Raw genomic sequence first — 14,318 nt, 5'->3', positions numbered from 1 at the left:
GTGTACGTGGTCCTCGCCTTGCGGGGAAATTGGCCCGCGCGGGCCTGGAAGATGGGGCCGCCGGGTGCGATGAAGAGGACGCTGTCATAGCGGCCACCCATTGCCGACGCATGCGAGGAACGCTTGTATTCTGGTCCGGCTCCCGCGCCGCGCCATCACACGAAGGTATTGCCTGGACCATGCAATGGTATGCGCAGCGCTTCGCTGTTCGACCGGGCGACGCCGTGGCGCAATGCCCGCGACGCTGCTGTTTTCACGCTGGCATCAATGCAAAAGATTGTGTCGTCACGTGCCGTGTTTTCACGTTGCGTTTTCACATATTGTGTTTCCACATACCCGAAGCCGTGAACGGGGAACCGGTACTCAACGCCTCTCAGGAGCCAGACATGAGCAACATTCCAATGCGGAGCGAACGCGCAGTGGAGACCCTGGACGCCGGCGCGTTCGACATGAAGCTCGAGATCGTCGTGATCCCTGTCTCGGACGTCGATCGCGCCAAGCGCTTCTATGGCGAGTTGGGTTGGCGGCTCGATCTCGACTTCAAGGCAGGGGACGACTACCGCGTGATCCAGTACACGCCGCCCGGCTCCGCATGCTCAGTCATGTTCGGCACGAACGTTACCGCGGCCGCCCCGGGCTCAGCCCAGGCGCTTCATCTCGTCGTCTCCGACATCGTGGCCGCGCGCAATGAACTGCTCCGTCGCGGCATCGAGATCAGCGAGCCATTCCACGACACGGGCGGCGTGTTCCACCATGCCGACGCGAAATGCGTGGTTAGCGGCCTGAATCCGCAACGGCAAAGTTATGCCTCGTACGCTTCGTTCAGCGATCCGGATGGCAACGGTTGGCTCTTGCAGGAGATTACAGCGCGCTTGTCCGCAGATATCAAGGTGGGCGACCCTAGATTCACCACTGAGGTGGTGAAAGCGATTTTCAGTACGACACCTGATTAGGCATTGCGGCGATAGGGGGATGGTGACTGGGGTTGCGCGCTGCCGGCGCTTGGGCTGAGCATCAAGACATCGGCCAAACCGTGTTCCGAAGCGAATAAATTAGTTTTGCTACGGATCGGAGACCGAAATCTAGAATGTCAGCGAGTGGAGTTTTCGCACCTCGTCAAGTAGCCATTGAAACACAGACTGTTCGGAAGCAGGGGACTGCTGGACCTCGGAAGACAGCTTGCCCAACGTCGCATCCTGGCGCGACAACATTCGGCACATTCGTTTCGCGACTTCAGGATTGGTTTGGAGGATTGGCGTAAGGTCATCTTTCTGGAGTTGATACGCGGCACATTTTGTGAGCGCGGTAATCCGGACCTTTGTCGACAGGCCAGCAAGCAAGCCCGCCTCACCAACGGCATCACCAGGGCCGAGACGTGTCACTTCAAACTGGCCGGAGGTCTCGTCAGCTGTCACAGACAGCACGCCGGAATCAACAATGCTCAAAGTATTTGGCGCGGTATCTGCAGTCACGAGTACTTGTCCGCGGTCAAGCTCCCGTCGTGTGAGCCTGGCTGCCAGTTGCCTGATCTCGTCGTCTTCCAGCGCTGTGAACAGGTCGACATTGCGAAGGAGCCGTTCCCTGGAATCAATCGGATTGCGGGAGGGCCCCGTCACGCCGAGCGGATGCAGGTCAATCCCCGCTGCGGCCAGATGTCGATAACAAAGGTCGTACAGATCGTTGGAGGCTGGGCGTTTCCTTTCCATATCGTCGACATAGGCTGTAACCTCATACTGAATCGAATTGACATTTGTCTTTTTAACCTGAGCGTGGGGGGCGGGTGTCTGCAAAATGAAACATGTTGCCGCCAGCGCATTTTCGAGTGCTGCGAGAACAGTCCTGGGGCGCTCTTCAGGCGATATCTCCAGTAAGACACTGATGGCATGCAGCGAGGGCGGCCGGCTATGGTTCATGATCTTTGTTTTTGCAGCCAGGGCGTTTGGCACGATGACCACGTTGCCTTGTGACGTCAAAAGATGCGTTGCACGCCAGTTCATCTCAAGCACCTTGCCTTCATCACCGTCGATAGCAATCCAGTCGCCCACCTGATACGGCTCGGTCGTGTTAATGACGATACCAGCGAAAACATCACTCAGCGTGCTCTGGATTGCAAGGCCAAGAACGATCGCCAACGCCCCTGAAGTTGCGACCACGCCTCGTATTGGCAAGTCCAATACGAAGGCGAGGGCCGCGACAATTGCGGCAAGAAAAACCACCGCCCCGAACACATCCTGAAAAAGACGCTGCTTACGCCACCGCTTCGGCAGCAGCAATGCGTCGAGCGCAAGTGACAACAGGCGCGCCCCGTTGAGCCACCAGATTATTTCAAGAACCTGTTCCGCAACATGCTGAGCAGATGAATGCACATCGGGTGCTGGCGAAACGGGGTTAAGTCCTGTGCTGAATAGCAGTAGAGTCAGCAGAGCGAAAAGAAGCAGTCGAATGGATAGCCGGGTGTTTTCATTCTCCGGACGCCCGAATCGCCAAAGTAGCATGTCGACTATTACGAGCGTGTACCCCGCGAGTAATGGATGGCTCATGGTTTCCGTGTTCGTTTCATCGTAATCGGCCCCGCGGCAGGGCGCCGTGTCCCATCGCACGCGTTGCACCGGACGGCGTTGTTCAGCCCTCGAGCGCAGCCAACGCAGCCTCCGCAACTGCTATGTCCTGCTCGACGGTTCCTGCGCTGGTTCCGACCGCACCGACAATGCTACCGTTGATGACGATCGGGATGCCGCCGCCGAAGATGACAACCTTACCTACACCACTCTCCTGGATGCCGAAGAGCGGCATGCCCGCCTGAGCGAGCTTGGCCAGGTCAGCTGTGGCTTTTTCAAAAATTCTTGCTGTCACCGCCTTATTGATGGCGAGTGAGATGCTGCCGATGAGCGCGCCGTCCTGGCGCAAGAAAGCCACCAGATGTCCACCAGCATCGACCACCGCGATGTTGTAAGCGATTTCCAGGCTCGCAGCCTTTGCCTCCGCGGCGGACAACATCCGCTTGGCGTCTTCGAGCGTAACGGTGTCGTATGGTCTTGGCATATCGTCCTCGACATAGTAGGTGGATCGCGCCAATTGCCTTTCGAGAAGACCGCTGCTTTGTCGCTCACAACTTCCGCCATGCACGCACTGATGCCTGCGCGATTATCCCCACTCCGAAGCCGACGAACCCGCAGGCTTTGGCGTAAAACTAAGCTACCACGTTCGTAATGAGCGAGCAAATGACGAGAGTCTGGAAGTTCTCGGCGCCGAGGCGTCCCGCGACTTCCGGCAACTGGTGGTTTGGAGTGAATTGTGGCGTATCAGGAATAACTCCTTTTACCGAGCGATATTTGCGTAACCGGATCGGGAATCTACAGTGCTTGGTGATCAGGCCATTCTAGATGCCGTAGAAGCCGGTTTTTCGAGAGGCCTTTAGGGATGTGGCGCCGGAACCGGAATGTTGCTTCGGCAGTTCAGGCGGATTCTCGAGTAAAAGCCTCATTGCTTATCTGGATTGTCAATGGAGCATTGCAATGGTTCGTACACATCAACCGGGTGAGTCTGCCTTCAAAACTATTCTGTCCGAGGACATTGAGTGGAAGCAGTTTCCGGCCTTTCCACCTTCGGCCCGTCTCGCCGTCCTTATCGGCGAACCCTCGGAGCCCGGCCCCTATGTGATCCGCGTGAAAGTGCCCGGGGGTGTCAAGCTGATGCCCCACAAGCACCCGGAAGACCGCATCTACACGGTGATGTCGGGCATCTTTTATATCGGGCTCGGCGAGCAATTCGATGGGAGCAAGGTCGAGGCGTATCCACCGGGCAGTGTCATCGTTCTACCTGGTGAGATCTGGCACTTCCACTGGGCCAAATCCGGCGAGTACGTCACGCAGGTCATGGCGATTGGGCCGCTCGGCCTCGATTATCACGATTCTGCCGACGATCCACGCAACCAGGCGCCGAGCGGAGACTGAGCTTCGCCGGAATTACTGTTGCTGTCCGAGTCGACGCTCACGGCCGCGACATGGCTGGATTCGCGAATCCGCACGTCTGTAACGGCTTGGGGTAGTTTCGCGATGTCACGCTCGATGTCAGTGTCGAGCTGTTTTCCAATGTCAAGAATCCGGTTCCGGATGCCGCTGGACGAAATGCCCTTGTCCAGCGGCAGCACTTCCTTGAGCATGTTCGCGGCGGCCTGCCGGTATGGCAAATGAGCTGCCCACTTCGCCTGGAGGTATTCAAGCTCCGGAGTGACGCGCCAGCTTAGGTCTTTGGACAGGAGATGCACTACGTGCTGTGCCGTCCGCGCAGTCCGCTGGCAGGCACACGGCCACAGCCGCGGACTCTTCACCGTCACTTTGCCGTAGACGGTGCGCAGACCGTCGAGCGGCTGTCCTCGTGCTCTCAGGCCGAACCGCAGTTCCGACAATGGGTCTGGCCTGAGAGCACGACTGCACCTGTTTCGAAATGAGCTCGGCTTGCATCTGTGCCAGCAACGGCCGTCCTTCCGCGAGAGTCAGGCCCAGTTCGGCAAGACAGCAATCAGGGCGCTCAATCACAGCCAGAACTCCGTCACCTTCCTCGACCGTGTCATTGTCTCCGTCTGTAGGTGTTCATAATTGCCGCTAGCCGTGTTCACTGGAATGCTAGCGGCTAAGACGTCGAATGCCCCGCTGCGTAAAGGGAAGACACGATCGGCGCGATTCGATGCCTGTTGCGATGGTGCAACAACCGAGATGAAGCGTGTTCAGTAACTCTGCGAGCGTGGTCCTTGGCGGTCTCGGATATCAATCTCGCGGCGGATGTGATTCGAAAGATGCTTGCCATAATCTGCAATCTTTATTGAGCGGGGTGTCACGTTGCCAGAAACAGGTTCTGTTCTTGGTGGACGAGTTCTGGACCAAACTTTATTGCTTGTAAGAAGGGATATTCTGAACGACACGCATGGTGGCGTTCCGCGATGACCCAACTGTGCCAAGCGCCCGCTCTAAGTAAGGGGTATTGCTGGTTCGAGGCTCAGCGCGTTGTTCGAAATGAATTGTCAGGCGTGTGCAAGGCACGCTAGCATCATTAACGAACATACTAGCGCCCTATGAACATTCGCTAGCAGCAATTCTGACCACCTACAGCATTGACGATTGCGACCTGTAGCTCGCGGGCTCAGGTGGCAGGGGCGGTGCTTGAGAAGCTTCCAATGATCGACGCCCCAAAACTGTCGTGTGCGATACGCAAAACCGGGTGTTGACGACTTTACTTCGTTTTACGAGAACAACGCCGGTACGCTCGTGAACTATGGCATGCGCTATCACAAGGGGCTGCCGATCAGCAGCATTGCCGAGTCCGCGGTGAATCTGGTGGTCAGCCATCGCATGGCGAAGAAGCAACAAATGCGATTGACGGACGAGGGAGCGCACTGCCTGGCACAAGTCAGAGTTGCTGTTCTCAACGAAGAATTCTCGGTTAAGACACTTGCCGTGTTGACCAACACTTCTGCAGCTGCAAACTCGCCGAGTGCGCGCCGAGCGCGCGTGAATTGACCTCCCACGGTTTGGTTCACTCTCATCAAAATTGACGCAAAGTTGTCCAGCAGTGCTCGCTGTGCTTTATAGACTGGTCTTCGGGTCCGGACGACTTTAAGTCATTTGACAGCCGGCGCGATCGAATTGATGCTGACGGGCATGAAGTATCGACTGGACAAGATGTATTGGGACCAGCACGAGCTCGCCGTACACATCCTGTCCTCGCGGACCGGGGCTAGGCGCCGGGCAAGCTGAACCGCGACTTTGGGCTTGCCGTCCCCCGACGGCCTTGAACTTGATGACGTGAATGACACCCCAGGCCGAGGAACACCCTTAGTCTTGGGCAATGCTTAGGCGAAGCCCGTCGAGTCCTCATATCTAGCCTGGCCGTAGGCCAGCCCGCTGGGCAGCCACCTGAATACCGTAAACAGTCGAGCCAGTAATTACCCCCGTCATCAACACGCCGATGAAAGCAAGCAAAACCGCGATGATCCGACCAAGCGTAGTGGTCGGCACGACGTCGCCGTAGCCGATGGTCAGCGCAGTGACCGCGCAAAAATAGAACGTCTCGCCCAGAGATGACTGCGTACGTGTGACCGTGTTGACGGCCCCTCCACCGTAATACATCGCGATCGACAGAAAGAAGAAAAGCACGACCAGAATGGCCAGAATGCGGCGCAGGTGCCAGAGGACCTTGGCAACCTCAGCAGCCGCAGTACGCGGCGAGATCTTGGCGTGAAGGTTGTCCTCGTTGCCACTATCCATGTCTCTTAAGCCTGTCAGGTTGATTCGGGCTCTCTTTGAGAGAGAGCCGCGTCCACAGAACCAACATAAAACGTTGTGTCCGGCGGAGATATTGCATGTTTACGTAATCCGAGGCAAGTGCGGGTGTCTGCCGTCGTGGCTGAACAAGCGTCGAGCGCCAACAGCCTCGCTGGATTCATTGCATATACATGTAATAGCCGTTCTTCGCCAAGCCAACTATCACCGGGAGTTCGGGACTTGGAACCGTTCAGTTTGTCAATACGGCTTGGCGATTGCACTGCGGACCTCGATGTGACCGCAGTCCGGATGACCGTCCTGCCGGGCAATTCACGGCAACCGGTTCAGCAACTCGTCCTGGAGAAACGATATGGCTTCGAAAGGGAAGTGTCTGTGGCTCTGTCGAGTTAACGCGGTGAAGTAGATTCGGTCGGACCGTAACGCATGATGAGCATGATGGCAAAGACGAGGACGCCACGCAAGGCACCGCCCGCTGGCATTGGCAAGGTACTGAAGCGACTGCACTATCCATTGGACTTGATTCAGCTGTGTGTGCGCTGGTATGTGGCGTACTCGCTGAGCCTGCGCAACCTCGAAGAGATGATGGCCGAACGGGGCATTGAGGTGGATCATTCGAGCGTGCACCGCTGGGTCATCAAGCTCGTGCCGTTGTTCGAAAAGGCGTTTCGACGGCACAAGCGAGCGATTGGCAAGAGCTGGAGGATGGACGAAACCTACGTCAAGGTCAAAGGCCAATGGAAGTACCTGTACCGCGCCGTCGACAAGCAGGGCAACACGGTTGATTTCCTGTTGCGCGCCCACCGTGACAAGGCTGCTGCGTGCCGCTACTTCGAGAAGGCGATTGACCAGAACGGTGAGCCCGAAACGATTGCCGTGGATAAGAGCGGCGCCAATCTGGCCGCGCTCGAAGCACTTAACGCCGAGCGGTCGACACCGATCATGGTCCGTCAGAACACGTACCTGAATTACATAGTGGAGCAGAATCACCGCGCCATCAAACGCATCATCAAACCAATGATGGGGCTCAAGGATTTCCGGTGTGCTCGCATCATCCTGGCCGGCATCGAACTCATGCACATGATCCGCAAGGGGCAGATGAAAGACGACGGCGTCGACCGAACGGTTGCCGCGCCGTTCTACTCGCTGATCATGTAATGCATCCCTAATTATATTGGGACTTGCTCGTTCCGACCGCCTTATCGCGACACAACCGGCGTCCGCGCTCATTGCGCCGCGCTTTCCGATCCTCAGCCTCGATGAGCGACGACTGACCCCGGCATTGGGCTTCATATTCGATGCAGAGTGGCTGTTGTCACGCCCATGTGACGTGGCTGACCCAACGACCTGACAATGCCGTGTTAACTTTGTGTCTTCTTTGCCTGACACGAAGCAATGCCCAAAGAACTCATAGACGCCGAATTGTGGGCGGTCACAACCTTGCGGATTCCGGCCACGACCTCGAAGAGGTTCGGGCGGAGGTCCGGGCAACAAATTATAAACTTCACTCCTCGGGTTGCTTCAACGGCGCGACTGAGCCACGGACCACCAAAGCGCAGTCGAAGACGAAAGGCTTCAACATCGATACGCAGTCGTCATTGCCTCGGCCTCTCACCTTGGTTACGAGGGCATCCACTGCCTTCGCGGCCATCTCCAGCAACGGTTGGTGAATGGTGGTTAGTGGTGGCCAAACGGTGCGAGCTATATCAGAGTCATCAAACCCGGCGATTGACACGTCCCCTGGTAGCGACAGTCCCATGCGGTACGCCGCATGCATCACTCCAGCAGCCATATCATCGTTACTTGCAAAAACAGCGGTCGGGCGAGGCTCAAGCGCTAACAGCTTTTCCCCATTTGTAACGCCTGATTCGAACATGTGGTTGCCAGTGACGATCCACCGGGGATCGACCTTCACCCCCGCTTGTTTCATCGCTTCCTCATAGCCCGCGAGGCGCTCATCGCTGTCCCTGGAAAGATGCGGCCCACGTATGAACGCGATCCGCCGGTGTCCAAGCCTGAGGATGTGCTCCGTCATCAAACGTGCCGCCTCTCGGTCATTGACACTTACGCTGCCCGCTCCATCTTCGAGTGCATTGGGACTGACGCAAACATAGGGGATTTGGCTAGCTTGCAATGCAGGAATGACCCCAGGAAGATTGCAAACGGGTGCCGCGACAATAAGACCGCTGACCCTTCGACCTCTCGCCTTCCGGACAATTTCTTCCGCTGGATCAGGGTTGTCCCGTGCGCAGGGTAGGAGCAAGACTCCGAAGTCGCGCTGTTCGCACGCCTCGAGTGCGCCTACCTGAATACCTTGGGAATAATGAGGAATTACGGCGCTGGATCCCGCAACAGCCGTCGCATAGGCCAGCCCGATTGTATGACTAACGCCGCGCGCGAGATTCTGTGCCGACGGGTTCGGGGCATAGCCGAGCTCCGCAGCTGCGCCAAGAACGAGCTCGCGCGTGGCCTCATTCACGTACGGCTCATTATTGAGCACGCGCGAGACTGTTTTCATAGAGACGCCCGCCCGTTTTGCGACGTCCGTGATTGTCACGGACTTCATTCCTGCGTCGCGTTTCGCTACATGCTTCGCCGAGCCAGGCGAGTTTTGTTCAACGCTGTGTTCCGACAAAGTGTCGATACCAGAGGGCGCTTTCTTTCGGAGTGCGTTGCTGCGTCGTATAGTCGACATAAGTAATGCCAAAACGTTTGGAGTAGCCAAGAGCCCACTCGAAATTATCGAGCAGAGACCAGACGAAGTATCCGCGAACGTCGACGCCATTGTCCATCGCGCGTCCGAGAGCCGCGATTTGCCCCTGAATGTATGCCGTCCTGCGCGAATCAGCTACTCGCCCGTCGAAAATCTCGTCATCGAATGCCGCGCCACTTTCCGTGATATAGATCGGCGGTGCGTTCGAATAGCGACGTTTGATATCTTCCAGGCATTCGCGTAGCCCCTCATGGTATACCTCCCATCCCATGGCCGTAATTTGGGCACCTGGGGGCAACTGCACCGTGCGCTTGAATTCCGTGTCTCGCGTGGCATCGGCAATGTTCGAAGATTCGCCCTGTTGCTGGACCTGCGCGAGATCTTGCCGGTTTTCCTTTCGCAGAAAATGCGGCGATGGTACGCTTTGCGCGCTACCGATAGCGCGCCGATAGTAGTTGACCCCGAGAAAGTCGATCGGCGTCGAAATGATCTCCATGTCGCCTTCAACGACCTTTGGCTCGACGCCCAACAGCTCCGAACACCGTTCAGGATATTCTCCCAGAAACAGCCCGTCCAGATAGAGGCGGTTCTGAGCAATGTCGTGCCGGTCGGTCGCGCGGATGTCTTCCGGGCGCTGGCTTGCCGGATGCGCTGGTGCGAGATTCAAGACAATTCCCAACGGCGCTTTCACGCCTTCTTCACGAAGCGCCCGAACCGCCCGCCCATGAGAGAGCAACTGATGGTGCGTCGCCTGGACCGACGTGGCTGGATCCTGGATGCCGGGCGCATGGACGCCCATCCAGTGCCCGAGGTAAGCCGTTACAAATGGTTCATTGAACGTCGCGATTGACGCGACGCGGTCGCCGAGCGCACGGCCCACGATACTGGCGTACTCAACGTAGCGGTCGACAGTTTCCCGTGATCCCCAACCGCCTTTGTCCTGCAGATATTGAGGAAGGTCCCAATGATAAAGAGTCAGGAACGGTGCGAGACCCCGTTCGAGCATTCCATCGACCAGGCGGCTATAGAAATCCAGGCCTTTCTGGTTGACTTTGCCGTCAGCCGTGGGCTGGATGCGGGGCCAGGCGACGGAAAAGCGCCAGGCGTTGAGGTTCAGCCATTTGGCAAGATCCAGATCCTCTGGCCAGCGGTGGTAGTGGTCGCACGCCTGGCTGCCGTCCGTATCATCCGCAATGTTTCCCGGCGTCAAGCAGAAGCGATCCCAGATACTCTCACCACGACCGTCTTCGGTATTTGCGCCTTCAATTTGAAAAGCCGCGGTAGCCGCGCCCCAGACGAAATCCTTTGGAAAGCTCACGATATCTCCCACTACGTTGAAAAAAGGAGTCAATGACGCCGCTATGTTCGCGTCAGTAAGATTTGCCCGGGAGGGCGGCTCGCGAGTAACGGCGAGAGCGCTGAAGTCGGAATGAGCAAACATCGCTATGGCGACTTTCCGTCCTTATCGAGGGTTGTCTTGCTGACTGCAACATTTTTTATGACAGCGCTGTCATATTAGCCGAGAAATCGCCAATTCTGAGGTGGTAGATTCCCCTAGTCACCTCGACTACTCGACGTCTTTCGCTCGGAGCGGTTCGCTCGGACTCGAAGTTCGCGGTGGTAATCGCTTTCGCGTTGGCGGCCGTCACACCTGCCTGCCGGCCGCCGGGGGGATCGCTGATTTGGCCCGAGGCAGGAGCAAAAAACTCGCCGGACGCGCAGAGCCTGTGGCGTTCCCGTCATCTGAAACTAGGGTATTTACCCGTTTGACACCTACTAAGAACTCAAAGAACATGACAGCGCTGTCATAAAACACAGATTCCCGGAACAGGGCGCAGAAAGCGCGCTTCTTCGACGGATGTCTCGTGGAAACGCCGTCGCATTCGGGCGTTCTATGTTCCGGCGTGCCTTGAACCAAGCGTGAATCGCGCAGGCACCTAATCCCGTGAAAGCGACGTCGTAACGAGCTGTCGCTTATCTCGGGAGAGTGGCGCCGTCGGAGCGGATAAAACGATGAGTCCGTCGCAAGTTGCTGTGGCGGAAAATCTATTGCTTAGGAGATTCAACGTGAGAGCGTACTCTGACGTGGAAGAAGGGGGCAGGTTTCCAGGCGTCAAAACCTCGGGCGTTCGGCAAGGACAGGAAAGCGCCCCCGAGCGCAATATTCGGCTCACGGGTCAGCAGATCACCGGCTGGTTCGTCGCTCGGTATATCGCAGCGATCATCGGGATCTGGGTGGCGCTCATCACGCCTGCATCGGTTACGCTTGCCCTTCGGGTAGGGCAGATCGATCCCGCACATAAGGGCACTTCGCTGGCGTTTGTTGCGAGTCTTGGCGCCCTTGCCGCCCTTTTTGCCAATCCCATTTTTGGCGCGCTAAGCGATAGTTCGACCTCGCGGTTCGGGCAACGGCGTCCTTTTATCATTGGCGGCATGATCGGTGGCACGTTGTCGATCTTTTTTATCGGGTTTTTCGCCACCACCGTCAACATGGTGACAGTCGGGTGGGTCGCCGCGCAGCTCTGCTTCAACGCTGCGATCGCCGCTACAATCGCAGTCTTGCCAGAGCGCGTTCCGACCGAAATGCGCGGCAAGGTGTCTGGATGGATGGGAATGACCACGCAGGTAGGCGTAGTCGGAGGCGTCTTCCTCATACAGCTTGCTGGCACAGAGGGATACGGGCCTTTTGTTTGGCCGGCCGTGGTTGGTGCGCTGATGGTTTTGCCGTTTTTGCTGACCCTGCGCGAGAAGCCCAGGAGCAAGGACGAGGTGGTGCCGTTGTCGCTGAAGTCCATCGCATCGTCGCTGTGGATCAATCCAGTCAGACACCGCGATTTCGCATTGGCGTGGTTGGGTCGATTTCTGGTCTGGACGTCACTGTACAGCCTGACGACGTACAAAACATATTTCCTTATTGACACTCTGCACTACACGACGAAAACCGTCGCCCCAGTGCTCACCGTAGCGATGTTCACGCTAGCCCTCTGCATTGCGGCCTCCAGCATCCCGTCCGGATGGCTCTCCGATAAAGTTGGCCGCCGCAAACCGTTCGTCGTCGCTGCCTCTTTGCTTTTCGCAGTCGCAATGGTTATTGTCGCGTACGCCGGATCAGTTAGTCAGTTCGTGGTTGGGGTCGGCGTTGCTGGCTTGGCCCAAGGGATGTATCTGGGCGTCGACTACGCTCTGGTATCGGAGGTTTTGCCTGACAGCAGTGAACAGGCAGCGAGGGGCATGGGTTTCTTCAATCTATCGAGCACGATTCCGCAGACGATCGCTCCCGTGCTTGCCCCGGTCCTATTGAAAATCGGCGCGACAGGCACGACCGGCAACTATGCTGCTCTCTTCGGCGCGGCGGCCGTGTTCGCAGTCGTTGCTGCATGTGTTACTCAGCAGATCAGAGGTGTGCGTTAGTCGTCGAATGTTGAAGTCCTTAAAAACTGCTAATCGTGTCCATAGACTACGCTAATGTAAGACTGTATTTTGACGCCGCAAAATAAGGCATAGCAGCGGTTTCGCACGTCTTTCTAGGCGTTGCATTTCAGCAACGCAACACGCTCGGACGTCCGTTGATTTTGCTAACGCGTTCGTCGTGTCCGCTAATTCGGCTAATGCGGTTGTAGAGGAGCGCGATAGGTGCATTCGCTTGAAGTGGCAGCAAGTGCAAATACCGGAGGTCATTTTTTTGATCTTCGGAAGGTGCACATCTCAGTGCGCAGATCAAAAACTTCATACCGTACGGCACTTTGTGTGCCACATCGGGCCTTCAACATCCCCTTGTGTGGATGTTGGTCAGCACGGCGTCGTCCTGCGCTTGGTCAGTCGTGTCGGGCAGTGAGTTCGCGTTGTGGTAGAAAAGCCGCGCTAGCAGAATGAATGGGCACGATTTGCGCTTCAACGGACATCATTAGCAGAATTTGCGAACTTCAACATTTGTGAACACCAACAATTGGAGCGTCAATGTCGCAGTCGAGGAAGCTATCTGATAAGGATGACTACTTTTTGACTAGGCAAACAGCCGACGCTCGTCAACTTGACAAGGCCGTACAGATCATCGACGAAACCCCGGCCGTTCCAGTGTCAGCTGCAATCGTTGAGCCTGGTCCAGATGAAAAATGAACGACGGGCGAGACTGGACGAGCAGTGTCTTCAGTTCCATGCTGGTCGTGGTCCGAATGAAGGTGTCTACCGTTTTGACCAGCTGATGCAGGACAATGACCTCGCGATCAAGGTAAGTCTGGTCGAAATCGTAAATTCCGACTTCGTTAAGCCTTGCGAGGTCATCGTAGCTCTGCCGCGTCAGCGCATCGCTGATCTTGCTTCGTTGTGGAGTCGCTCCGAGTCTCTGCAGCAATTCGGCGGTTTCCTGAATGACCTGTCCATGCTCGTCAACCATCCGGCTCGCGAAGCTTTGCACGCCTCTCAACCGAGTTCTGCGCAAGGCTATTTGCCCTGCCGCGATTTCCGCCTGATTCGCCACAAGGATGATACCGACGATCTGTGCATTGGTCAGCCCGTCATCCTGACCAAATGCGCAAATGGATGATGCGAGGAGCAGCAGCGCTCCAGCGGTACATTTCACATTCATTGCTCACCTGAACTTGTGTTCCGGTCGTTGACGCACCGTTCAAGCTGCACGTCGGCAGCACAGTTGACATGCTATACCGGCGAGCCGACGAGTGCACCAGACGAACAAAGAACGCCACGCGAGTTGCCCGCAGCTTCCAGAGCTCGGCTCCAGCCGGCGCAAGCAATCAGGGCTGCGATGAGAAGAGGCAGGTTTCTCTTCTCAACGACCGGGTCCGTGGCGTCTGCGGAAAGGGCGTGCCGTTCTGCGGGCAGCCCCGCCGCCACGGAGTTCTGCTGAACTGCCGATTCAGGTCAGAGCGACACGATCTGCCGCAATAGTTCCAGCGCTTTCATTTCGTCAGGACGACCGGTTCGTGCCTTACCTGCGAGCGTCTTGATCAGCGCCTCTGCGATCGGCTCAATACCGATCAGATCGCCAAGGCTGGTCACGGGAGCAGAACGGCGCGGCTCCGCGATGACCTCTGTGATGGAGGCCCGCATCGAGGAGTAGTGTCCTGCACCACACACACGCGACAGGCCCTAACGCACGAACTGTCGCGGCAGCTTTAAACAGTTCCACGCGCAGCCGCCTCAATGCCTTTTCATGGTCCTTCCTGGGCAGCTCCTTGTTTCTCGCGGACCAGTCCATTGAACCAAGGTCCAATGGCGGCGGTTCTTCGAAGGTTATAGGCTGAGTGGGCGAGAAATCTTGTCTGCGGGAGCACTCGATTGCCGCCCACCTTCCCGCAGCCCATCGCGCG

At 57.0% G+C, this 14,318-nt stretch carries 13 protein-coding genes; 5 read left to right on the top strand and 8 right to left on the bottom strand.

The features are described 5' to 3' along the window. A partial coding sequence (locus tag P0D73_RS45000; protein WP_408436145.1) for a VOC family protein occupies positions 1-953 on the top strand: 953 nt, incomplete at its 5' end. 129 nt (positions 954-1,082) lie between these two features. Here P0D73_RS45000 and P0D73_RS44995 read toward each other — a convergent pair. Further along, positions 1,083-2,540, bottom strand: coding sequence for a mechanosensitive ion channel domain-containing protein (locus P0D73_RS44995; RefSeq protein ID WP_408320826.1), 1,458 nt, complete (start codon positions 2,538-2,540; stop codon positions 1,083-1,085). 82 nt (positions 2,541-2,622) lie between these two features. After that, entirely contained in the window at positions 2,623-3,075 is a 453-nt protein-coding gene (locus tag P0D73_RS44990; protein ID WP_408320824.1) for a GlcG/HbpS family heme-binding protein, read from the bottom strand. 440 nt (positions 3,076-3,515) lie between these two features. Between P0D73_RS44990 and P0D73_RS44985 the strand changes: the two genes are divergently transcribed. Beyond that, positions 3,516-3,953: a cupin domain-containing protein gene (locus P0D73_RS44985; RefSeq protein WP_408320822.1), complete on the top strand. Its 438-nt coding sequence runs from the start codon at positions 3,516-3,518 to the stop codon at positions 3,951-3,953. On the opposite strand, the gene P0D73_RS44980 is transcribed toward P0D73_RS44985, so the two are convergent. Next, positions 3,905-4,408: a hypothetical protein gene (locus P0D73_RS44980; protein WP_408320820.1), complete on the bottom strand. Its 504-nt coding sequence runs from the start codon at positions 4,406-4,408 to the stop codon at positions 3,905-3,907. The two genes, P0D73_RS44985 and P0D73_RS44980, sit on opposite strands and share 49 nt — an antisense overlap. 790 nt (positions 4,409-5,198) lie before the next feature. On the opposite strand from P0D73_RS44980, the gene P0D73_RS44975 reads away from it, so the two are divergent. Next, positions 5,199-5,516, top strand: a complete 318-nt coding sequence (locus P0D73_RS44975; protein ID WP_408183379.1) for a hypothetical protein — start codon at positions 5,199-5,201, stop codon at positions 5,514-5,516. Between the two features lie 360 nt (positions 5,517-5,876). Here P0D73_RS44975 and P0D73_RS44970 read toward each other — a convergent pair whose 3' ends face one another. After that, positions 5,877-6,263 (bottom strand): potassium channel family protein, encoded by a 387-nt coding sequence (locus tag P0D73_RS44970; RefSeq protein WP_408183380.1) that lies wholly within the window; start codon positions 6,261-6,263, stop codon positions 5,877-5,879. A gap of 450 nt (positions 6,264-6,713) precedes the next feature. On the opposite strand from P0D73_RS44970, the gene P0D73_RS44965 reads away from it, so the two are divergent. Then, positions 6,714-7,436 (top strand): IS6 family transposase, encoded by a 723-nt coding sequence (locus P0D73_RS44965; RefSeq protein WP_408320830.1) that lies wholly within the window; start codon positions 6,714-6,716, stop codon positions 7,434-7,436. A gap of 346 nt (positions 7,437-7,782) precedes the next feature. Here the strand turns inward: P0D73_RS44965 and P0D73_RS44960 are convergent, their stop codons facing one another. Both P0D73_RS44960 and P0D73_RS44955 read right to left on the bottom strand, forming a co-directional pair. Then, positions 7,783-8,835: a LacI family DNA-binding transcriptional regulator gene (locus P0D73_RS44960; RefSeq protein WP_408183383.1), complete on the bottom strand. Its 1,053-nt coding sequence runs from the start codon at positions 8,833-8,835 to the stop codon at positions 7,783-7,785. 58 nt (positions 8,836-8,893) lie between these two features. Beyond that, a complete protein-coding gene (locus tag P0D73_RS44955) occupies positions 8,894-10,309 on the bottom strand; it encodes a beta-glucosidase (protein ID WP_408436142.1) in 1,416 nt (471 codons plus the stop codon). A gap of 695 nt (positions 10,310-11,004) precedes the next feature. Between P0D73_RS44955 and P0D73_RS44950 the strand changes: the two genes are divergently transcribed. After that, entirely contained in the window at positions 11,005-12,402 is a 1,398-nt protein-coding gene (locus P0D73_RS44950) for an MFS transporter (protein WP_408320816.1), read from the top strand. A gap of 637 nt (positions 12,403-13,039) precedes the next feature. Here P0D73_RS44950 and P0D73_RS44945 read toward each other — a convergent pair. After that, a complete protein-coding gene (locus tag P0D73_RS44945; protein ID WP_408183387.1) occupies positions 13,040-13,576 on the bottom strand; it encodes a DUF4142 domain-containing protein in 537 nt (178 codons plus the stop codon). Positions 13,577-13,869: 293 nt separating this feature from the next. Next, positions 13,870-14,058 (bottom strand): hypothetical protein, encoded by a 189-nt coding sequence (locus P0D73_RS44940; RefSeq protein WP_408320832.1) that lies wholly within the window; start codon positions 14,056-14,058, stop codon positions 13,870-13,872. Positions 14,059-14,318: the final 260 nt, after the last annotated feature.

It is taken from the genome of Paraburkholderia sp. RL18-101-BIB-B (genome assembly GCF_046026985.1).
In the GTDB taxonomy this organism is placed as follows: domain Bacteria; phylum Pseudomonadota; class Gammaproteobacteria; order Burkholderiales; family Burkholderiaceae; genus Paraburkholderia.
The sequence above is the reverse complement of the archived record's forward strand: the minus strand, read 5'-3'. Positions and strand labels throughout refer to the sequence as shown.